Origin of the sequence: Hwangdonia lutea (assembly GCF_032814565.1) — a bacterium.
Classification (GTDB): Bacteria; Bacteroidota; Bacteroidia; order Flavobacteriales; family Flavobacteriaceae; genus Hwangdonia; species Hwangdonia lutea.
Genome location: NZ_CP136521.1, coordinates 3638675 through 3662454, shown reverse-complemented (window position 1 = coordinate 3662454; position 23780 = coordinate 3638675). Strand labels below are relative to the sequence as shown.

The 23780-nt window shown below is 34.7% G+C and carries 16 protein-coding genes; 8 read left to right on the top strand and 8 right to left on the bottom strand.

The window, feature by feature from the left end:
- The first annotated feature begins 105 nt into the window (after positions 1-105).
- The 3 genes from lon to cmk all read left to right on the top strand — a co-directional run bounded on the left by lon (position 106) and on the right by cmk (position 4697).
- On the top strand, positions 106-2556 hold the full coding sequence (lon, locus tag RNZ46_RS15775) for an endopeptidase La (protein ID WP_316983133.1): 2451 nt from the start codon (positions 106-108) through the stop codon (positions 2554-2556).
- A 260-nt stretch (positions 2557-2816) separates the two neighbouring features.
- Positions 2817-3836 (top strand): type IX secretion system protein PorQ, encoded by a 1020-nt coding sequence (gene porQ / locus RNZ46_RS15770; RefSeq protein ID WP_316983132.1) that lies wholly within the window; start codon positions 2817-2819, stop codon positions 3834-3836.
- A 165-nt stretch (positions 3837-4001) separates the two neighbouring features.
- Positions 4002-4697 (top strand): (d)CMP kinase, encoded by a 696-nt coding sequence (gene cmk / locus RNZ46_RS15765; protein ID WP_316983131.1) that lies wholly within the window; start codon positions 4002-4004, stop codon positions 4695-4697.
- 52 nt (positions 4698-4749) lie between these two features.
- Here the strand turns inward: cmk and RNZ46_RS15760 are convergent, their stop codons facing one another.
- From RNZ46_RS15760 to RNZ46_RS15745, 4 genes are all read right to left on the bottom strand, one after another.
- Positions 4750-7521 (bottom strand): T9SS type A sorting domain-containing protein, encoded by a 2772-nt coding sequence (locus RNZ46_RS15760; protein WP_316983130.1) that lies wholly within the window; start codon positions 7519-7521, stop codon positions 4750-4752.
- A gap of 181 nt (positions 7522-7702) precedes the next feature.
- A complete protein-coding gene (locus RNZ46_RS15755) occupies positions 7703-8926 on the bottom strand; it encodes a hypothetical protein (protein WP_316983129.1) in 1224 nt (407 codons plus the stop codon).
- A 114-nt stretch (positions 8927-9040) separates the two neighbouring features.
- The gene (locus RNZ46_RS15750) at positions 9041-9793 is read right to left on the bottom strand and encodes a LytR/AlgR family response regulator transcription factor (protein ID WP_316983128.1); all 753 of its coding nucleotides are present in this window, start codon (positions 9791-9793) and stop codon (positions 9041-9043) included.
- 4 nt (positions 9794-9797) lie between these two features.
- Positions 9798-12716: a sensor histidine kinase gene (locus RNZ46_RS15745; protein ID WP_316983127.1), complete on the bottom strand. Its 2919-nt coding sequence runs from the start codon at positions 12714-12716 to the stop codon at positions 9798-9800.
- Between the two features lie 461 nt (positions 12717-13177).
- Between RNZ46_RS15745 and rpsA the strand changes: the two genes are divergently transcribed.
- Positions 13178-15019 (top strand): 30S ribosomal protein S1, encoded by a 1842-nt coding sequence (rpsA, locus tag RNZ46_RS15740; protein WP_316983126.1) that lies wholly within the window; start codon positions 13178-13180, stop codon positions 15017-15019.
- 181 nt (positions 15020-15200) lie between these two features.
- Here rpsA and RNZ46_RS15735 read toward each other — a convergent pair whose 3' ends face one another.
- On the bottom strand, positions 15201-15665 hold the full coding sequence (locus tag RNZ46_RS15735) for a GNAT family N-acetyltransferase (RefSeq protein WP_316983125.1): 465 nt from the start codon (positions 15663-15665) through the stop codon (positions 15201-15203).
- Positions 15655-16674 (bottom strand): formimidoylglutamase, encoded by a 1020-nt coding sequence (locus RNZ46_RS15730; protein ID WP_316983124.1) that lies wholly within the window; start codon positions 16672-16674, stop codon positions 15655-15657. Before RNZ46_RS15730 ends, RNZ46_RS15735 begins: the two co-directional genes overlap by 11 nt.
- 85 nt (positions 16675-16759) lie before the next feature.
- On the opposite strand from RNZ46_RS15730, the gene RNZ46_RS15725 reads away from it, so the two are divergent.
- Both RNZ46_RS15725 and RNZ46_RS15720 read left to right on the top strand, forming a co-directional pair.
- Positions 16760-17644, top strand: coding sequence for a DUF8428 domain-containing protein (locus RNZ46_RS15725; RefSeq protein ID WP_316983123.1), 885 nt, complete (start codon positions 16760-16762; stop codon positions 17642-17644).
- 108 nt (positions 17645-17752) lie between these two features.
- Positions 17753-18424: a Crp/Fnr family transcriptional regulator gene (locus RNZ46_RS15720; RefSeq protein WP_316983122.1), complete on the top strand. Its 672-nt coding sequence runs from the start codon at positions 17753-17755 to the stop codon at positions 18422-18424.
- A 133-nt stretch (positions 18425-18557) separates the two neighbouring features.
- Here the strand turns inward: RNZ46_RS15720 and fumC are convergent, their stop codons facing one another.
- Positions 18558-19955: a class II fumarate hydratase gene (fumC, locus tag RNZ46_RS15715; RefSeq protein ID WP_316983121.1), complete on the bottom strand. Its 1398-nt coding sequence runs from the start codon at positions 19953-19955 to the stop codon at positions 18558-18560.
- A 178-nt stretch (positions 19956-20133) separates the two neighbouring features.
- Here fumC and RNZ46_RS15710 point away from each other — a divergent pair, with 178 nt between their 5' ends.
- Positions 20134-20775, top strand: coding sequence for a peroxiredoxin (locus RNZ46_RS15710; protein WP_316983120.1), 642 nt, complete (start codon positions 20134-20136; stop codon positions 20773-20775).
- A 164-nt stretch (positions 20776-20939) separates the two neighbouring features.
- Complete coding sequence (locus tag RNZ46_RS15705; protein WP_316983119.1) at positions 20940-21122, top strand: hypothetical protein; 183 nt, start codon at positions 20940-20942, stop codon at positions 21120-21122.
- A 178-nt stretch (positions 21123-21300) separates the two neighbouring features.
- Here RNZ46_RS15705 and RNZ46_RS15700 read toward each other — a convergent pair whose 3' ends face one another.
- Positions 21301-23751 carry a TonB-dependent receptor gene (locus RNZ46_RS15700; protein ID WP_316983118.1) on the bottom strand — a complete coding sequence of 817 codons (2451 nt, stop codon included), beginning with the start codon at positions 23749-23751 and terminating at the stop codon, positions 21301-21303.
- Positions 23752-23780: the final 29 nt, after the last annotated feature.

The window sequence follows — 23780 nt, the reverse complement described above, 5'->3', positions numbered from 1 at the left end:
TTAAAAATCATTTAATTATCTGATATTCAGAGTTTTACTTTTATTTGTAAACCCCAAAAAATAAAGCGCAGTTTGTTTTAATGACAAATTGACTTAAATATATATATGAAGAAATCCAATTTTATAACATTAGACAGTTTGTCATTACAGGAATTTGATGAAAATTCAGAGTTAATTCCGTTAATGACACCCGAAGATGAAGAAGAAATAAATAATGAAGAATTGCCAGAAACACTACCTATTCTTTCGTTAAGAAATACCGTGTTGTTTCCTGGGGTTGTTATCCCCATTACCGCTGGTCGAGACACCTCTATAAAACTTATTAACGATGCCAACAAAGGCAGCAAAGTTATTGGTGTGGTGGCTCAAAAAGACGAATCGGTAGAAAATCCAACCGCAAAGGATATTTACGAAACAGGTACCGTTGCAAGAATTCTTCGTGTTTTAAAAATGCCCGACGGAAACGTAACGGTTATAATCCAAGGTAAAAAGCGCTTTAAGGTGGCCGAGGTTATTACCGAAAAACCATATATGAATGCAACCATTCGAGATATGGCCGAGGCAAAACCTGCCGTGAATAACAAGGAGTTTTCGGCAATTATTGATTCCATTAAAGATTTGGCGCTGGAGATAATCAAGGAAAACCCGAACATTCCGAGTGAGGCATCTTTTGCCATAAAAAATATTGAGAGCAATTCGTTTTTGGTGAATTTCGTATCGTCCAACATGAATCTTTCGGTAAAGGAAAAGCAGGCCCTTTTAGAAATGAACAATCTAAAAGAACGCGCACTGGCAACGCTCAAGTTTATGAATGTTGAGTTTCAAAAACTGGAACTAAAAAACGATATCCAATCTAAGGTTCAAATGGATATGAGCCAACAACAGCGTGAGTATTTCTTGCATCAACAAATGAAAACCATTCAAGAAGAATTGGGAGGCGTAAGTCATGATGAAGAAGTAGAGGAGATGAAAGCCCGTGCCAAAGACAAGCAATGGGACGAAAAAGTGGCAAAGCATTTCAACAAAGAAATTGCCAAAATGCAACGCATGAATCCGCAAGTGGCAGAATATTCCATACAACGTAATTATTTAGAATTGTTTCTGGATTTGCCGTGGAACGAATTCAGTAAAGATAAATTTGATTTAAAGCGTGCTAAAAAAATTCTTGACCGCGATCATTTCGGATTGGAAGATGTTAAGCGACGCATCATAGAGTATTTGGCCGTTTTAAAATTGCGTAACGATATGAAATCGCCTATTCTCTGTTTATACGGTCCTCCGGGGGTTGGTAAAACATCGCTAGGGAAATCGATTGCCGAGGCTTTAGGGCGTGAATACGTGCGTATTTCTTTAGGTGGATTGCGCGACGAAGCAGAAATTCGCGGACACCGTAAAACATACATTGGTGCTATGCCAGGGCGTATCATTCAAAGTTTAAAAAAGGCTGGAACATCAAACCCGGTTTTTGTTTTAGATGAAATTGATAAATTATCAAATTCGCATCAAGGCGACCCCTCGTCTGCTATGTTGGAGGTTTTGGATCCAGAGCAAAACAGTGAGTTTTACGATAACTTTTTAGAAATGGGTTACGACCTTTCTAAAGTCATGTTTATTGCAACGTCAAATAGTTTGTCTACCATTCAGCCAGCATTACGCGACAGAATGGAGATCATCAATGTTACAGGCTATACGATTGAGGAAAAAGTGGAAATCGCTAAACGTCATTTATTGCCAAAGCAATTGAAAGAACACGGTTTAACGGATAAGGATATTAAAATTGCGAAACCACAATTAGAAAAAATAGTTGAAGGTTACACCCGCGAATCTGGTGTTCGTGGATTGGAAAAACAAATAGCTAAAATGGTGCGGTATGCTGCTAAAAATATCGCCATGGAAGAAGATTACAACATCAAAATTTCAAATGAAGATATTATTGAAGTTTTGGGCGGTCCAAAATTAGAACGCGATAAGTACGAAAACAATAATGTGGCTGGCGTGGTTACAGGCTTAGCGTGGACGAGCGTTGGAGGCGATATTCTGTTTATTGAATCTATTTTATCCAAAGGAAAAGGCAATTTAAGCATTACCGGAAACTTGGGGAAAGTGATGAAAGAATCAGCAACCATTGCTATGGAATATATAAAATCCAATGCGGTTGAATTTGGTATTGATGCCTCGGTTTTCGATAAATATAACGTGCATATCCACGTACCAGAAGGCGCTACGCCAAAAGATGGGCCTAGTGCCGGAATTACCATGTTAACCTCGTTGGTGTCATTGTTTACTCAACGAAAAGTGAAGAAAAGTTTAGCCATGACTGGCGAAATTACACTGCGTGGAAAAGTACTGCCTGTTGGTGGTATTAAAGAAAAAATACTCGCCGCTAAACGCGCTCGTATTAAAGAAATTTTACTTTGTGAAGAGAACCGTCGCGATATTGAAGAAATTAAACCAGAGTATTTAAAAGGTTTAACGTTTCACTACGTGACCGATATGAGCGATGTAATTAAACTGGCGATTACAAATCAAAAAGTAAAGAATCCTAAGAAGTTATAAGTAACTTTAAAACTCAAAAACCTCGATTTTATCAATCGGGGTTTTTTTATGTTTCCCCATTTCAAGGGAATGACAATTGCAACTGCAACCTTAAGGAATGTTTTTCATTTAAAATAAAAAATACATACTATCGTTTTAAGATAGATTTGTTTACTTTGTGGCGGTAAACTACCTCGGTGCAAAAGCACGGGGCTTTAGAGGTTTTAATTTTGATTTCGAGCTAAATCTCGAAACATTTAAACCTCGATTATCGAGTAAATATGCTAAAGAAAATTATCACTATTTTTTGCTTGTTTGTAGGCAGCTTAACTTTTGCTCAAGTTGGAGGTGAAGCGACTTACCAATTTCTTAATTTGGTGTCCTCGCCACGTCAAGCCGCTTTAGGTGGTAAAGTATTGACTAATGTAGATTACGACGTTACCCAAGCCCTTTATAATCCAGCCACTATTAATGTTGCGATGGACAATCAATTAGCCGTTAATTACACCAGTTATTTGGGCGGAATTGGTTACGGAACTGCCGCTTACGCATATACCGTTGATAGGCACACACAAACCTTTCACGCCGGGGTTACCTATATAAATTATGGTTCTTTTGAAGGTTATGATGAAGACGGAAACGAAACCGGAACCTTTACAGGAAACGAAGCCGCTTTATCTATGGGTTATGCGATGCAAATTGGCTATTCCGATTTTTATTTTGGCGGCAACTTAAAATTGATAAGCTCAAAATTAGAACAGTACAGTTCCTTTGGTGCAGCTGTGGATTTGGGATTATTGTACAATAATGAAGATTTGGATTTTCATGCTGCCGTTGCCGTTAGAAACTTAGGAACCCAAATAACAACGTATGCAGGTTTAAACGAACCCTTACCTTTTGAAGTCGATTTTGGCATGTCGCAAACCTTAGAGCATGTACCCATTCGTTGGCACGTTACGTTTGAAAATCTTCAAAACTGGCCAATAGCAAGACCAAATCCGGCACGAACTACAAGCGATTTAAGCGGTAATCAATCCGACGAAAAAATTGGATTTTTAGGACAAGTAATCAGGCATACTATTTTAGGAGCGGAATTGTTTCCTGAAGGTGGATTTAATATCAGATTAGGTTATAATTTTAGAAGAGGTGAGGAGCTGCGCATTATAGACCAGCGCAATTTTTCAGGTTTGTCGGCTGGTATTTCAATTAAAATGAATAAAATGCGCTTTAGCTATACCCACGCTAAATATACAAGTGCAGCGAATTCCAACTTCTTTGGTTTGCAAATAGATTTACAGTAAAAAAGTACTTAAAGTGCACTATAGTAATAAGTACTTAAAGTTGATTTAAGCGGATTTGTTTTCAGCTTTAACACACTTTAAGTATTTTTGCTGCATCAAAAAAGAATATTATTTTCTAGTGACTTTAGGCATGTTAAGTACTTTAGGCACTTTTAAGTTTAGTATATGTCAAAAATCACCATAGCCATTGATGGCTTTTCTTCTACCGGAAAAAGTACCGTTGCGAAACAAATTGCGAAACATTTAGGTTATGTGTATGTCGATACGGGTGCCATGTACAGAGCCGTTACCTTTTATGCGATGCAAAATGGTTTAATTTGTGAGGCCGATTTTAACTCAAAAGCGCTTATAAATCAATTACCAAAAATTGATATCAATTTTAAATTCAATAAAGATTTAGGCTTTGCCGAAGTGTATTTAAATGCTATAAACATTGAAAAACAAATACGCACTCTAGAGGTTTCAAGTTTTGTAAGTAAGGTAGCTGCAATATCTGAAGTTAGGCAAAAATTAGTAGAGCAGCAGCAGAAAATGGGGAAAGATAAAGGGGTGGTTATGGATGGCCGCGATATTGGAACGGTTGTTTTTCCTGATGCGGAGCTTAAAATATTTATGAACGCTTCGGCTGAAACCAGAGCTAAAAGACGTTATAAAGAACTTTTGGAACGCGGTGATAAGGTTCTTTATGAAGATGTTTTAAAAAATGTGCAAGAACGTGATTACATCGATACCAATCGAGAAGATTCACCTCTGGTAAAAGCAGATGATGCTATAGAAATTGATAATTCAAATATGTCGCTACAAGAACAGTTTGATATGGTGATGGGTTTGGTTACAAATACTTTAGAAAAAACAAAATAAAAAAAGCATTCAGCTATATGTAGCTGAATGCTTTTTATTTGCGTAAAACAAGTTAGTGCTTTACAAACTTTTTGCTGGTTACAGCTGCTTTACTTTTTATGGTAATTAAATAAAAACCACTTGGTAAATTAGCTACATCAATTTCATTATTAACTTCATTTACTTGTTTTACTAACTGTCCGTTAATAGTGTAAATAAATACGTTGTCAACTTGCTCAGTAGACTTAACAAATAATCTATCACTTACAGGATTTGGATATAGTTTTACTGAATTTGTATTTACAATTACATCATTAACGCCTAAAGTTGGATTGTACTCATATGGCCCTAAATCTATGGTATTATTGAATATTCTAGCATTGAACGATAAATCTTCTGACGGATAATCCATTATATAAGCTGTATTGTTGCCTACATTAATGGTATTTGAAAGCGCTGTTGGTTTGTAAGCATCTGTTTCATCTAATTGAGGATCGCCACTAATTAAAGCTGCAGTTGCGTAATTACCCGAAGTAGCATTAGGACTCAAGGATTGTGCTATACTGTAGGCCACGTAAAGATCTGTAAAATCACCTTCTGCTGTTTTAGAATTATCTACTGCAATCACTGGGTTTCCGCTAGGATTTGTGTTTCCATAAATAATAGAATTTACAATAGACAAACTACTGGTTGTAGATTGCCCACTAATATTAAAAAAGTGAGGCTGAGCTAAACCACTAAGTACATTTCCTCCAAAATGACAGTTAATAATATTTACATCATTTGTAGTTGCTGATCCTACTGTTCTAAACCAAATAGAACCAAAATCTGAATTTGTCTTATTGTCGTAGATATTAACATTTACAAAAGTAGAGGATAAATCATCATTTTGTGTTTGTAATAACATTAATCCATTATTGACATCATTATGATGAATAGATGTATTGTATACGGTAAAATCATCTACAAAATTTCTCCAATCGAATAATAAACCTGAGCTATTATTTTCTTTGATTTCAGAATTCATTAAAGTAAAGTTTGAAAGCTGAGAAGTAGTTGTACTAATTATTGCATTTCCTGAAGAATTAGCTCCTTTAAAAACAAATCCATCTACAGTAACACCGTCTGTTGTTAAGTCCAATAATTTATTAGCATTATCTGCTGTATTTCCAGTTAAAAAACCATCAACAAAAGTATCATCTCCATTTATATCGCCATCAATAATAGTTGCATTACCAGTAAAAATTAAAGACAAATCTCTATCAGCCTCATGAGCTTCTGTACCATCAAAACCACCATATATTTTTAATGCATCATCTGCTATTACATATGGTCCTGCGTTGGCTAAGTAAGTTCCTGATTTTACATAAAGGCTTGATCCAGAAGACACACTTGGCGAGCTTAACGCTGTATATAAAGATGTAAATGCATCTGCCCAGGACGATCCATCATTAGCACCTGTTGCATTTTGGTCTACAAAGTAAATACCTGGCACTTGTGGTAATGATAAACTTGCAATATTTCCAGGACCATAAAGCATACCTGCATTAGAATGTTGTATGGCACCTAAACCAATAACACTAACACCTGAGTAATATCTAGCATTATTAAAACAATCTGTAACACCTACTTCACTATTATTATAAGCTGCATTAGAAGCTGTACCATTTTGTCTGTAAGCAGATTTAGGTGTAAAATCTCCTGTGTAAATATCTGTAAATGGGCTTTCTGTTAATATAATTGAGTTTGGCAAATCGTAAGTAGGCGTCGTAAAGTCCCTTGCATTAGTATTAGCAACATCAATAAATGCCATAGTATAGTTATTTGATAAAGCATACTCACCTGTACCTTGGTTGCTATAATATATATTGTTATACCACTTACCAACAATTCCACCGCTATTTGAAACTCTTTGAAAATAAATACAACTTCCGCCATCAGCACCATAAGAAGCTCCTTCTTGGTTAAAGGCTAAGGTATTACTTGCAAAATTTACATTTATGTTATTAGCACCATTACTAATAAATCGTGCAACACTTCCTGCTGAATTTACATCGGTTACTGTATTAGCAACAAACAAATTATTAACTAAAGTTGTTTTAAGATAACCCGCCAAACCTCTAAACTCAAATGCATAACCAACTGAAGACACATTTTCATCTACAATACTATTAATCATTATAAAAGTTTCAAAAGGTGAAGTTGCTGGGGTTCCTGACTCATTTGACCATACATCAAATGCTGGTCTTGTTGATGCATAATTACGAGAAAAACGACAGTTTCTTAACTTTATTTGTTTTTGTGTAAAGTTTGAACCTACAGCTGGGTGACTATATAAAGCGCTTCCTCCATATGCATTTACAAAGTTAATGCGATCAATTACAATATTTTCTTGCACATGAACCAATGTTGTACCACCAATAGTACTTGGTTCTATTTGAAGAATACGGCTGGCATTATCTGTTTTATTTGTGGAAGTTGCACTTGGCACTTCTACCAAATCATCTCCATTAATATCGCCAGATAAATACACTGGATGCAACCATGGGTCAACGTTTCGATCTGCTTTTGTTGCTTCAGTTCCAACAAAACCACCATAGATATTTACACCATATTGATTTAAAAATGGTGTTGATGCGTTTAAAGGTGTGTAGGTTCCTTCAGCAATCCAAATTTCTGCACCAGCAGTTGTTGTATTTGTTAGGGCATTGTGTAAAGATGTGTAAGCATTTGCCCAGCTAGTACCATCGTTTGTTCCTGTAGCATCAATATCTACATAAACTACGGTTTGTGCTTGCGTAAAACCAAACACTAAAAAGGTTAATAAGCGTAATGTTTTTTTCATTGTAGTTGAGATTTATTTTTATTTATAACCACAAAACAACTACTACATATAAGGTTTTCAATGTGCTTTTTTCTGAATAGCACTAATTTCTTTCTGAATGAAAAAAATTTAAACATACATATTAGTCATAAAAAAAGCCTGCTTTTAATGACAGGCTTTACATACTCAATATGATTGGGTTTTATTCGCAATTCATTTTTTGTCCGTAAGGCATTTGTCCGTGGATAATGCCACCAAATTGAGAGCTTCCATAACCACTTCCATTGTACTGTTGCTTGATTAAAAAACCTTGTAAATAGCAGTCGTTATTTCTATTTTTTTCAGTAAATGCGCCTTTAATCCAACGGTATAAAATACGACCTGTGTATTTGTTTTTTACAATACTCCAATCGTTAGATACTATGTTTAACTTTAAAAGTTTAGCACCATCTTTGGCAATGGTTTTAGAAACATTTTCTTTAGCAAAATTTACTAGTGACGTCTTACTATTCATACTACCAGCTTTTGGCATTTTTATGGCATCCATAGTTGATTTTGCGGCAGCATCATAATTGGCCTTTAAGGTAGCTTCAAATTCTTTTACAATTGGCTTTGCCTTTTCCAACCACTCTAAATGAAATTGTTGCTCGCCTTTACCAATTACGTTTAGAATGGTAATATCTTTTTCATGCATGTACGATGGTACATTAAATGCGTGTCCGCCTTGATGAGATGCGGCATAAATGACAAACACATCGTCTGCAATTAACATACCTCTTACCAAAATTGGCATGCCTGTACCAAGCTCTAGCGTTTGTGATCGATCTGCGCCAACTTTGGTTGTAAACATACCTGAAACCAACTCATAACCAATATAACCTTCTGGCGACATGGCTTCCAACTCTGGTGTGGTTAAAAAGCGTAACCAAGCATAATCTGGATCTTGTGCTGGTAACACATCTACATTATCACCCATGTCTGTTATTTGGCGTCTTAGCTTTACACGATCAACACCTACTGCGCTCATGCCTTTTGTCATCGCAAACGGATACGACATGTATAGAAAATCATCGCTTACTGTATTATCTTGTTTTGGCTTATTAGTTTCGGCTTCTTGTTGCTCTTTCTCTAAATATTTTTGATAGTATAAATCTTGTTTTGCTTGGTCGTTTGGATATTTTTTAGCTAATTCTGCTTTAAATTCTTCATCAGTGTATTCTGTTTTTGATGCATTTTGATTTGATATTGAAGAACTGCCTACCATTCCTGAAGCGTTTTCAGATTTTGAAGATGAATTGTTCGTTTCTTTTTTGTCTAACTTCTTCTCTACTGCTGCTTTGGCTTTCTTATTTAACATTTTGCCAAATTGTGCATTTGAGGTATTGTAGCTTAATGCCAATACTACTAATAATATTATTTTTTTCATAAGAATTGTGTTTAATAGACTTCAAAATAAGCAACTAAACAATCATTCTTAATGTGGTTTTTTCTAAAGTAGTGGTTTTTCTTTCTGAATGAAAAGGGAGTTTTAAAATAACTATTACATAAACGTTTCCTTAATGACTTCCAAGAACTGATAACGTTTCGATTTTGAAATAGGTATTCTTTTTTTGTTATTCATCAATAAAAAATCGCCATCGTCTTTAACTAATTCGTCCACATATTTTAAGTTGATTAAATACGACCGATGACATTTAAAAAACATCGGGTTGCGTTCTAATTGCTCTACAAAATGCTTTAACGGTTTGCAAATGGTTTTTTGTTTGCCATCAATAAGTTGTACGTTGGTGTACATACCATCAGCTTCAAAGTACACAATATCATTGTGCGATGCGAACATGATTCCTTTCGGGATTTCTAAAGCAATTTTATCCATAGAGAGCTGCTTTAACGAGTCGCGCAACTTGTTTAATTGGTCGTTTAATTTGTTGGCTTTTATGGCTTCTTCGGCTTTTGCAACAGCTTCCTTTAATTCGTTGGTATCAACTGGTTTTAAGAGATAATCTACAGCCGATAGTTTGAAAGCTTCAATTGCATATTGATTATATGCTGTGACAAAAATGATTTTAAAATCAATCTGGTCTGGAAAGTATTCTAAAATGTCTAATCCAGACTGATTAGGCATTTCAATATCTAAAAAAACAACATCAGGTTTACTGGTTTTAATCAAATCTGCACCAGATGCTAAATCTTGCGCTTCTTTAATGTTTGTAATACTTACGCAATGTTCAGCTAGTAGGTTGGATAGTAAATGTCTAGCGCGTTTTTCGTCGTCTATAATTATCGCTTTCATATTTTTAATGTATTGGCATGGTGATAACCACTTTTGTTCCTGCGGCAACGTCGTTGTCGCCATACAAATCGTTAGTAATTATGACTATATCACGTTTTAATTTATTTTTATAAAGGCGCACACGTTCTTCATTGGCTTTGGTTGCAAAAGGTTTGTGGTGTAGGTTTGGTCGTTTTAATGTTTCTGATTGGGCACGACCAATTCCGTTGTCTTCAACCGTAATTTGCATTTTATTTTGCTGAATTATTTTTGCTTCAATATGTAATTTTCGGTTATTTAATTTGTGTATTAATCCGTGTTTTAACGCATTTTCAACATAAGGTTGGATGAATAATGACGGTACTTTAATTTGTTTTGTTTTTAACTGATTATCAATTGTAATCTTGTATTCCAATTCATCTTCAAAACGCACTTTTTCTAACTCTAAATAGAGTTTTAAAGCGTTTAATTCTTCTTCTAAAGTAATTTCGTTTTGCTGACTGTAATCTAAATACATTCGGATTAATCGGCTAAATTTGACTAAATACGAGCTTGCCAATTCCTTTTCATTAGAAATAATATAATCTTGAATAGAATTTAAAGCATTAAAAATGAAATGCGGATTCATTTGCGAGCGCAGATTTTCTAACCTTAAATTCGTTATTTTTTTATCGATTAAAATTTTATCAATTTCTGCAATTCGCTGCCTTTCTTTTTGTTGCAATCGCCTTCTAAAATAAAACCAAACCAAGCCTATTATTGTGGCTAGGACCAAGGCATAAAACCAATAGGTTTCCCAATATGGTTTTGCTATTGTAAAGGTTATTGGTGTTGCAAAAACAGGTTGTTTTGCGCTTATGTTTTGTGCTTTAAGCTCAAACGTATACATGCCACTAGACAGACTATTAAAATTGACAAAGTGTGTATGTAATGGTATGTTTTGCCAACTTGAATCAATCTGTTTTACACGGTATTGATATTTAACATGTTGGTTAGATTGAAACCCGTTAGAATTGAATGTTATGCCAATCTTGTTTAAATCGTAAGGTAATTTATAACTGCTAGCAACTAAAGTATCTCGATCGTTTATTTTTACCGCCTCTACCTTAACCTTTGATGTTTTATAGGTTTTAAATAAGTCTTGTGTTTTAGGAAGTATAAAAAACGCTTTTGGTAAGGTTACAATTATTTGATTATGTAGTATCAAAAAATCAATTACCGCGGTATTTAAACCATCTTGGGCACCTAGCAATTTAAGGGCTTTACTTGGTACTTGATACTGATACAAGCCAGCATCTGTTGAAATCCATAATACATTTTCATCGGCATGTATTTTATTGATTTGAAGATTATTTGGTAGTTTGATTTCTGATTTTAGCCAAGTATTATTTTTAAATTTAAGCAAGCCGTTGTGCTGAGTCACTAACCACATTGCATCATTGCTTTTCGTAAGACTATTAACTAATAAGCTTTTGGAATTGCGTTTTAGCTCTTCTGAAGCAAATGATGCTGTATCGTATTTAAACACACCATCGATGTACGACACAAACAAGTGATTGTTAAATATCAATGAAGCTTTAACACGACTATCCTTAACAACCTGTTTTTTTAATTTGCCAAAGGGGTTTTTGTATACAACACCCTGGCGGTAGTTACCGTAAAATAAAGTACTATCGTTAATTTTTGAAAAAGTCTTTGCAACCGAAAAAGTGTTTGCTACGTCGTTTACCTTATAAGTGTTTAAATCTACTACAAACGATTCTGAGGCGTTAATGCTAACGATTAATTTTTCGTTGTCAGTGTCAAAATACAGTTTTCCAATAAACTTTTTCCCTGGTAACTCTATAATTTTTACAAGATGGTCTTGTTTGTAAAATAATAACTTTCCGTTATTTGTGCCCAATACAAAATTATTGTTTTTTAAACCAACAGACGCGGTTATGTTAGCTTTAACATGGTTTAATTCTAAGAATTTAATTTTTAGGTTTGGCGATACTAACACACCATTGTTAAGTGTTGTAAACCAGTAGTTACTATTAAAATCTATTTCGAGGTCTGTAATGGATTCTGTCTCAAAAAAATGTTCCTTAAAAATTAAATTGTGGTTTAATAGATTGAAAACAAATACTCCAGAGCTGGTTAAAAACCAATACTCTTCATTAAATTTTAAGATTTTAAAAATGGTTTCGTCTTTTAATTGGTTTGGAGTGTTAATTTTTTCTGAGGTTTTTTCTTCTGCATTAATCAAATAAAAAATGTTTCCAGATGCAGAGGTATGCGTAAAAAAGACTTCATCCTTAAAAGCAAAAAGCTTTGGGGTTTGGATGTGCTGCGAACTTTTAATTTCTAGAATTTTTTTTGCAGTGGTATTTTCAAATTTATAAATACGGTGGCGCTTGGTTGATCCTTCCAAATTGATAACAAATGTGTAGTTTATCTCATTAAAACTAGCATTGTCAATGCACATGCCTTCAAAAATTTTAGTGACGTTTCTGGTAGATTTATCAATGTCGTAAATTCCGGTAACGGTAAACAATCGGACGCTTTTTTCTAAAATCTGATATGGCGCTAATTGTCCTTTTACTAGTTTGTTGGCATCATAAAAAAGTGTAAGACTATCGTTTTGTATAAAAAATATTTGTCCGTAAATATTGTTGCACCAGAGTTGTTCTTTGGCATCAAATTTTAACTGAAAGAGAGAATTAGATTTTTGTTCGGGATGAATAAATTTGCGGTATGTGTTTCCATTATACCTAAAAAGGCCTTTATTGGCTGCCAGCCAAATGAAGTGATCTAGGTCTTCAGTAATATCGTAAAATTCAATATCTGGTAAAGCAGAAATATTTTGCAAATAGTTATGTGTGGGGGTTTGCCCTAATAACATAAAAACATTTAGTAGTAATGTTATAATAGTAGTGTACTTTTTATGGTCTTTCTTAGTCACATGGCAAACTTATTACATATCGACTGGAATTTAAACAAGAACTTTCTAAAAGCATATGTTTTTTTTCTAAGCTGTTGGTAGATATTAAATTACACGTTACATGTATCATAAAAAAAATGGAGTAAAGCTAACATAACATAACACCAATTCTATTTTAACTGACCAGAAATAGACAAAATCCAGTTAAGGTCGGGTTATAACGAGTCTCACTAAAGTTAGAGGTAACATGAGGTAGCATAAAAATAGTTATATCAAATTAGGCTAATTTGTTGAAAATATGTATTTTTGCACTCCTTTTAGCGAATTATTGGAAAGATAAAAGGAATGAAACTATAACAAAAATAACGCTTCTGTGTGATATTTGCTTAAATCTTCCATAACATACAGAATACAAAAACCGTAATGTATTCGTGTTTCCGCGAAAGCGAAAAACTTAAATTTACATTACACAATTTTATTAAATGGCTGAAAAAGCAAAACAAGCTGAAGTTGAATCGACTGAAGCAGTAGAAACAAAAACTGCCGAAGCTCCAGTAGTATCTGAAGCACAAGCAAATCCTGAAAAATTCTTAAAAGACTTTAACTGGCACAATTACGAAGAAGGAATTGATGAAGTTGATGACAAACAATTGCAAGAATTTGAAAAATTAGTAGCCGAAAATTTCGTTGACACTTTAGATGATGAAGTGGTTGAAGGTACGGTAGTGCACATTACAGATCGTGATGCCATTATCGACATCAACGCAAAATCTGAAGGTGTAATTTCTTTAAACGAATTTCGTTACAACCCAGACTTAAAAGAAGGCGACAAAGTAGAAGTATTGATTGATGTGCGTGAAGATGCGACAGGACAGTTGGTATTATCTCACAGAAAAGCGCGTGTAATTAAGGCATGGGACCGCGTAAACAAAGCACACGAAACTGGTGAAATCGTTAACGGTTTTGTTAAATGCAGAACTAAAGGTGGTATGATTGTAGATGTTTTTGGCATCGAAGCGTTCTTACCAGGTTCTCAAATTGACGTAAAACCAATTAGAGATTACGACCAGTACGTAAATAAAACTATGGAATTTAAAGTGGTGAAAATAAACCACGAATTTAAAAACGTAGTCGTTTCTCATAAAGCTTTAATTGAAGCTGATATTGAAGAACAAAAGAAAGAAATTATTGGTCAATTAGAAAAAGGTCAAGTACTAGAAGGTGTTGTTAAAAATATTACATCTTACGGTGTGTTTATCGATCTTGGTGGTGTTGATGGTTTAGTTCATATCACAGATTTATCGTGGTCTAGAATTAATCATCCAAACGAAATTGTAGAATTAGACCAAAAACTTAATGTGGTAATCCTTGATTTTGATGAGAATAAATCAAGAATCCAATTAGGATTAAAACAATTGAGCAAACACCCATGGGAAGCTTTAGCCGATACTGTAAAAGTTGGTGATAAAGTAAAAGGTAAAGTAGTTGTAATTGCAGATTACGGTGCATTTATCGAGGTTGCCGATGGTGTTGAAGGATTAATTCACGTATCCGAAATGTCGTGGTCAACGCATTTACGTTCGGCTCAAGATTTCGTTTCTGTTGGAGACGAGGTTGAAGCTCAAATCTTAACTTTAGATAGAGAAGACCGTAAAATGTCGCTTGGTATTAAGCAATTAACTCCAGACCCATGGACCGATATTACTTCTAAGTATCCATTAGGATCTAAGCACACAGGTATTGTACGTAACTTTACAAACTTTGGTGTTTTTGTTGAATTGGAAGAAGGTATCGACGGATTAATTTATATCTCAGATTTATCTTGGACTAAGAAAATCAAGCACCCATCTGAATTTTGTGCCGTTGGCGACAAGTTAGATGTTGTGGTATTGGAATTAGATGTTGAAGGGCGTAAATTAAGTTTAGGTCATAAACAAACTACTGATAATCCTTGGGATAAATATGAAACTGAATTTGCTTTAGATACTGTTCACAAAGCTGCTATTTCTGAAATAGTTGACAAAGGTGCTACCATTGAGTTTAACGAAGATATCGTTGCTTTTGTACCGTCTCGTCATTTAGAGAAAGAAGATGGTTCTAAACTTAAGAAAGGTGAAGAAGCAGAATTCAAAATCATTGAATTTAATAAAGAGTTTAAACGTGTTGTAGCATCTCACACGGCAATTTTTAAAGCTGAAGAGATTAAAAATGTAAAAGCTGCTGTTAAGAAGCAAGCTTCTCAAGCTGCCGAAGCAAAACCAACTTTAGGTGATGCGAACGATGCGTTACAAGCGCTTAAAGATAAAATGGACGGAAAGAAATAATTGAAAACATTATTTTGTTCATTTCCGTGTAGACGGAAATCTATTAATAAAACGAAAGCCTTCAAGAAATTGAAGGCTTTTTTTGTTTTATTTTTTACGTGACGGAATCATCATTTAATAATTATGAATCCCTCATTTTAAAATTTTGAAAATTATTCCATAAATAAGCAGTTATAAAAAACTAAAACACCAATTCCATTTTAATATTACTACGTTTATAAGGACTATTGGGCTCTACGGGAATTTCAACAAAGCCATACTTTTTATAAATATAAATGGCGTTTTCAAGTTTGGTGTTAGAGTAGAGGATAAGCTTTGGAAATTCCATGGATTTAGCAAAATCAATACAATGTTGCATAAGTTGTTGCCCTATTTTATAGCCTCTATGTTTTGGCGAAACCGCCATTTTGGTTAGTTCGAAAAGGCCTTTGTTGCCCATGGGCATTAGTGCTACGGTGCCAACTATGTCATTGTTCAGTTTTACAATAAATATATGGCCGCCTTTATTAATTATATACGTTTCGGGGTTGCTTAAAACTTCTTCATCAAAAGGTTCAACATAAAAGTAGGTTTGTAACCATTCAATATTTAACCTATAAAAGTCTTTTGCATAGGTTTTATCAAAAGGAATAATCTTAATCGGCATCGGCTTTTATAAAATCGGTAATTAAATAGGTGATGAGTTTGCCAACCAAATTTGCGGTTTTCTTTTTTGGTGCAGCTTCGCAAATGTGCAAATAAGTTGCGTTTTTATGTTTTGCAAAAAAGTTGACAAACTGCCTGGTTTGATTAACGCTAAATCCACTTGGTGTCATAGCGCTACTGGGAATATTCTCAATGGCATCACAATCTATTTCAATGCCAAATGGTTTTTTCGAAATATGGTTTAAGGCGTGAAACATCCCATCATCAAAGCTTAATTTATCTTTTATTTGTATGTCTTCAAACGTATTGTATGTAATGGATTTTGTTTCGTTCAGGAGTTTAAAAATAGCTTCCGATGTATAATTTTCATGTAATCCGAAGATGAAGTAGTTTTTAAGAAATCCTTCCGCGAAAGCGTAACTAAAACCATTGCCGCTGTGCCTGCCTTCTTCAGCTCTAAAATCGGAATGCGCGTCAAAATTAACAACGTTAATGGGTTTGTTTAAAGCCAATGATGTGCCTTTTATATTGCCATAGGCATTATTGTGTCCACCACCAACAACGATGGCTTTTTTGCCGGCCGAAACAATGAGTTGAACGATATGGGCAACGTCGTTATCGATGCGCTCCACAATTTTGCGGGCTTTTTTAATATCGCTTTTTTTATCTGTGTTGAGTTTTGAAACGGCCAGTAATTCTTCGGTAAAATCTAAATGGCCCAAAATTAAAACAGAATCTGCTTTTGTAAACGTGTTGCTTTGAATATTTAATAAAATTTTTAATGTGGCGTCCCAAGCGCGTGAAGTCCCTTGTTTACCGTGGTTTGCGAACACTCCGACATCTTCGGGCAGACCAATTATAACATGCGTAACATCCAAATTTTTAAGTTGTTCGTATATATTGGAAATGCTGGTTAACGTTTTAATATGTTCTCCAAATTTGGATTCGCCAGAGCGTTTATTTAATAATTTATTACGTGTAGTAGGGTTAAATAAAACGAGTTTATCCATTTATGGTTTACTTTAATTTAAGTATTAAAATTAATCAATATTTATTAAAAACATTAGAAACAAAAAATTAAAACAAGTAAAAATTATGGAAAATAGCAAAAGTAGTACGGGATTAAAAGTGGCTTTAGGAATCGCTTTGGTTTTATTTTTGGGAACATTGTTCTATACTTTCAATTTAAAAAGTGAAAGCGATAAAAACACCAAAGAATTAACAGAGCAAAAGCAGTTAGTGATGAACGATTTAAACGCCATGGCTAAACAATACGATGAGGCCATTGGAGAAAACGAAGTGGCAAATCAAAACTTAATTGATGCAAGAACGCGTATTCAAGGTTTAATAGATTCGTTAAAAATATCTGAAACTAACGTAAAAAGCTTATGGAGATATAAGCAAAAATACGCATCACTTCAAAAAGAAATGGATGTATTGTTGGCTCAAAATGATTCGCTTAGAGTAGAAAACTCGTACTTAGCAACTTCTTTAGATAGCACACGAGTACGCTTAGAAGAGCGCACAATGTTTACAGATTCTTTATTGGTACAAAACACGGCTTTAGCTGAAGTTGTTGAAAATGCAGCGGTTTTAAATACGGTTGGCTTAAAAGGATTTGGCGTTATTGAAAGAACTTCTGGTAAATTAATTCCAACGGAAAGAGCAAGTAGAGTTGATAAAATTAGAGTGTGTTTTACAGTAGCTAAAAATGCTTTAGTACAAGCTGGGGACCAAGAATTGTACGTACAGGTTATCGATCCTAAGAACAATACATTAGGCTCTAACGAGCAAGTAGAATTTGGTGAGAAAACTTTAAACTACAGTATAATTAGTAAGTTTAACTACGAAAACGGAAGCCTTAATATTTGCGAGTTTGTAGCCTCTAAAGGCGATAGCAAGTTTGAAAAAGGCCGTTACACCGTTAATGTATTTAACGAAAAGGAATTAATATCTAGCTCAGAGTTTACCTTGAAGTAAACATTATTATATAACACTTAAGAGCAAAACCTCAAGTTTTTACTTGAGGTTTTTTTATGGATTTTTTTTAAGATTTATAAAATATAATAAGCACGTTAACAAGTATTTTTGCAAATTGTAGATAAACTCATTATTAATGAAGTGGAAGGTGTTACTTTAGGTTTTGCAAAATACGAACCCCCAAGAATAATGCATAGAAATTATAATTTTTTAAATTCTATTTCGGATATATCAGAAGAGAATTTTTATGAGATTAAAAAAATAACCACTTTTAAAAGAATAAAGGCAGGGACACAGCTCGTAAAAATGGGTGATGTGCCATCAAAGGCATTTATGATTGTTTCAGGAATTATTCGATGCTATTTAATAACTGAATCAGGCAAGGAGTTTAACAAAAGCTTTTATTTACCAGTTAGTTTTGTAGCTTCATTAACGGCTTTAATGAAGAAAGAACCTTCCACTTTTGTTTTTGAAGCTGTAACAGATTGTAAAGTGTATGAAATCAATTATTATAAAATAATGGATTTATGCGATACAAACTTGGTTTTAAAATCATTGTATACCAAAATTTTAGAAAATTTATATATTAAATATGAAAAGCGATTGGTAGAGTCAATATCATTAAATGCTACCGAGCGCTATCTTCAATTGCAGAAGGAAATACCCAATGTAAATGCATTAATATCGCAATACCATATTGCATCGTATTTGGGCATCACCTCTGTTCAATTAAGTAGAATTAGAAAAAAAATAAACAATCAATTAACAAATGTTAATTAATAATACTAAGGTAAATGATATATTTGATTCAGATTTTCCTTGTTAATTGTTAAGAACAATGGACAATTGATAGCAAACCAACCAAAAAGCAGGTATTTTAATACCTGTTTTTTTTATGCGATAGGTTCATTCTTTATTTTAAGCTTCCCACCATATCCTCGGGTTTAACCCATGTATCATAATCTTCTGCAGTGACGTAACCTAAATTAATGGCTTCTTCTTTTAAAGTGGTACCATTTTTATGGGCCGTATTTGCAATTTCAGCTGCTTTATAATATCCTATTTTGGTATTTAAGGCCGTAACCAACATTAACGAATTATTTAGCAACTTTGTAATCACCTCTTGATTAGGTTCAATACCTACAGCACAATTCACATCAAAGCTCACACAGGCATCACCTATTAATTGAGCCGATTGCAAAATGTTTGCTGCCATCACCGGTTTAAACACATTCAATTCGTAATGCCCTTGCATACCACCAACGCCAATAGCAACATCGTTACCCATAACCTGTGCACAAACCATGGTTAAGGCTTCACACTGCGTTGGGTTCACTTTTCCAGGCATGATAGAGCTACCTGGTTCGTTGGCAGGAATTGTAATTTCCCCTATACCTGAGCGTGGTCCAGAGGCCATCAATCTAATATCGTTTGCAATTTTATTTAAGGATACCGCTAGTTGCTTTAAAGCTCCATGGGTTTCTACAATGGCATCGTGTGCCGCTAAAGCTTCAAATTTATTTGGTGCGGTTACAAATGGTAGTTTTGTAAACTCTGCAATATATTCGGCAACGCGTTGGCTGTAACCTTTAGGTGTGTTTAATCCCGTGCCAACGGCAGTTCCACCCAAAGCTAATTCGCTTAAATGTGGCAATGTATTTTCTAGAGCTTTAATCCCGTAATTTAATTGCGCAACGTAGCCCGATAATTCTTGCCCAAGCGTTAATGGCGTAGCATCCATTAAATGGGTACGACCAATTTTAACGACATTTTTAAAGGCTGCAGCTTTTTTATCTAAGGTGTCTCGCAGTTGTTTTACACCCGGAATGGTAGTCTCAACCACTTTTTTATATGCGGCGATATGCATGCCCGTTGGAAAGGTATCGTTAGACGATTGCGATTTGTTAACATCATCATTGGGCTGAATGGTTTTTTCGCCCTCGCCAATAGTTTTTCCGGCTATTTGATGCGCTCGGTTTGCAATCACTTCATTTACATTCATATTACTTTGCGTGCCAGAACCGGTTTGCCAAATAACCAACGGAAATTGATCGTCGTGTTTACCATCTAAAATTTCATCGCAAACCTGTGCGATTAAATCGCGCTTTTCAATAGGCAATACGCCTAACTCACAGTTGGTGTAAGCCGCTGCTTTTTTTAAGTAAGCAAAACCGTAAACTATTTCCAGAGGCATCGACGCGGGTGCTCCAATTTTAAAATTATTTCTAGAGCGCTCGGTTTGTGCACCCCAAAGTTTATCAGCAGGCACTTTTACTTCGCCCATCGTATCTTTTTCTATTCTGTAGCTCATCGTAATAATCAATTAAATGTAAGTTACAAAGTTAATTGTTTTTGCTTGGTTTTTATTATGATATTTGTTTGTTTTTACGACTTCTTTTTAACATATAAATAACGAAACTTTTTGCGTGTTTTGGTTAAAATCTATTAATTTAGTAGGATTAAAGTTTAATCATACAAAATTATAAATTATGGCAACCATTAGATTAGGTGATGAAGCACCGAATTTTACCGCACAAACTTCAGAAGGAACAATTGATTTTCATGACTGGTTGGGCGATAGTTGGGGTGTTTTGTTTTCGCACCCTGCAGATTATACGCCTGTTTGCACGACCGAATTAGGTACAGTGGCTAAATATAAAGATGAATTCGATAAGCGCAATACCAAAGTAGTCGCTTTAAGTGTAGACGGTTTAGAGTCGCACCACGGATGGATAAAAGATATTAACGAAACCCAAAATACAACGGTTAATTTCCCTATTATCGCTGATGAAGACAAAAAGGTTTCAAAGCTTTATGATATGATTCACCCGAATGCCGATAATAATCTTACCGTGCGCTCGGTTTTTGTGATTGACAATAATAAAAAGGTGAAGCTTATAATAACATATCCCGCGTCAACGGGTAGAAATTTTGATGAACTGTTGCGCGTTATCGATTCGCTGCAACTCACGGCTTATCACAAAGTAGCAACACCAGCCAATTGGCAAAATGGAGACGACTGCGTGGTGGTTCCGGCAGTGGCAACAGCCGATATTCCTGCGATATTCCCAAAAGGATTTAAAGAAGTTAAGCCTTATTTAAGAATGACGCCACAACCTAATTTAAATTAGGAAAAGATTTTATTGAAAAAATAAATTGGACTTGTATGCGAAGACCCTTTTAAAACGAAACGGTTCAATTTATAAAATTGTGCATTAATTTTAAATTTGATATTGTATAACAAATCGGTTTATTATATCTTTGCATAAGATTTTTAATAAGATACTTACAAATTATGTTTGATTTTGACCAATATTTAGGATTTTTAGCATTTTTAACCATATTAACAATCGGTTTTTGGTTAATGATTTTTTTGTTAACTTTTGTAATCCCTTATTGGATTGGTGGTGCTTTAATGGAAAGATTAAAGGAAATGAGAGCAGAAAAGAAAGCAAAGCGTGAAGCTGAAGCGGCGTAAAACATAAAGTTTATATAATAAAAAAGGAAGCTAATTTTAGCTTCCTTTTTTGTTTGCAGCTGTTTGTAAATCGTTTGGGTAAAATTATTTGCTCAGGTATTTTAAAACTGAAAACTTAGTAATATATAAGTCTTGGTTCTTAATCCTGTCAGCACAGCGCTCCAAAATCTAGTTCATATTACATTTCCATATCGCCACCATCAAAATCGCGATTGCGTTCACGTTTTTTCTTTTGATTAAATCTGTACGTAAATGCCAAATTGTAGGTGCGCCCGCCTCTAAACTGTATTTCTTGATCGGACGTAAACGTATCGGTAATAATATGGTTTTTAAATACGGCACTGTTTAATACATCTCTAACATTAAATGCGATTGAGGCTTTATCTTTAAACAAATCCTTGCTAAATGCCATATTTGCAGAGAAACGTCCTTTTCTATTATTTTGGGCGTCATCACTTGGCCCTCTGTAATTCATATTGGTTTGCCAATCGATTTTGTATGGTAAGGTTAATTTATTGGTTAAACGCGCTCTCCAAGTTAAAGCGTCCGAACTTAAATCGATACCATTAAACTCTCCAGCTCTTTTTAATTTAAAAAGATTAAAATCGGTGTTTACACGCCAGTTACGCGTAGGGCTATAGTTTAAATTAAACTCAAACCCCGAACGTTTATCGGTAGCTAAATTTACAGGGCCTCTTTCTATTACAGGAAATGCTTCGTTATCTATAATAACGGTTTCACCTGTTTCTCTACTTACAAAGCTCATTACATTTGTAGAGTGTTCGTAATATACCGCGGTGCTTAGCGTAAATTTTCCAAATCTGTTTAAATAACCCAACTCAAATTTATCAGAATAGGTAGGATCTAAATCTGGATTACCTTGAAATACGTTGGTTAAACTAGAGCGTGACGGAAACGGATTCAACATAAATCCACGAGGTCTTCTTAATCGTCGGTTATAACCCAACGTCATACTTTCGCTATCACTAAATTCGTAGTTTAAGTTTGCAGTAGGGAATAAGCCCGTAAGGTTTTTTCTTTTAAAATCGCCACTTGTTGGTTGGTCTAAAGTGGTTCTTGTATTTTCCAATCGTAATCCCAATAAAAAAGAAAACTTATCAATTTTACTACCGTATTGCGTGTAAACCGCGGTAACGTATTGTTTGAAATTAAATAAGTTCGAAAGGTCTTCGCTAACCTCAAATTCTCCGGTGTTTGTGTTTAATAATTCTACCGTGTAATCTGTTGAACGGTCGCTAAAATCGCCACGGAAACCCATTTCAAACTGACTCATTTCACCAATTGGCAAGGTGTAATCAGATTGCAATAGCACGTTGGATTGATTGTCGAGTGTCGTTACAAAATCGGTATCGGTACCATCAACGTTTATTAAAGAGTTTTCATCTTCATTTGAATCTTCAAATTGAAAATCGAAGGTTAATTTATGATCTGTTTTTTCAAAATTCTTTGTGAAATTTAAAGAATATTGAATGGTTTCACGATCTTCACTTTCAGGATCCTTTCGCACACTTTTACTTGTTGTATTATTAAGTTTGTTAAACTGAACGAGATTGTTAACAGAGTTATTATCGCTATTACCGTTGTTATAAACAATTGAGGAGGTTAAAGATGCCGAATCGTTAATATACCATTCTATTCCAGCATTGGTAGTGAAACCTTTTCTAACATCGGTCCAATCTCTTTTTTCGTCTAAATCTGGCGTATTGATGTCATTATATTTAACATCGTTGTACCAGCGTCCAATAGACTCTCGGTACCTGTAAGATGTGGTGTTAAACAAGTTGATGTTTCCTGTTCTGTAATTTACATTACCCGAAAGGCTTGCGGCATCGGGGTGACCAACACTTCCAGTTATGGCACCATTAAGCCCCAATAATTTACTGCGGCGTAAAATAATATTCAAGATTCCAGCGGTACCCTCAGCTTCATATCTGGCCGATGGCGATGTAATCACCTCTACTTTTTCAATGGATTCGGCGGGCAATTGCTTTAAGGCATCGGTAGAATTTAAACCCACCAAACCAGAAGGCTTACCGTTAATTAGAATACGTACATTATCATTTCCTCTTAATGCTACATTACCTTCGGCATCAACAGAAACCGATGGCACGTTGTCTAAAACATCACTTACGGTGCCACCACTTACGGTTAAATCTTTTCCAACGTTGTATATTTTTTTATCGAGTTTAATCTCTACAGTGGTCCGTTCGGCAATAATTTCAACTTCGCCTAAGGAAGCGAAATCTACCTCTAAAGAAAACACACCAATGTTCTCATCGGATTTTAATTCTTTATTCGATATTTTTTGGGTTTTATAGGCAATATATTCAATCGATATATCGTAAACACCGGTTTTTACTGGAATGCTAAAATTACCATTAATGTCGGTAATACCTCCAGTAACTATCTCGTTTTTCTTTTTACTAAAAAAAGCAATGGTGGCATATTCCAAAGGGTCTTGGGTCTCTTTATCAATAACTTTACCTGTTATTAATACCTCTTTAGAAACTGAAGAAGGCGTTGTTGGATTGTCTACATTTTTAGGTTGCCCATTACTGTTAGCAATACATAAAATAAAAGCGAAAGCAAAAATAAATAATTTGTTCATGGTTAGGTTTTACCGTATTAGACCGCAAA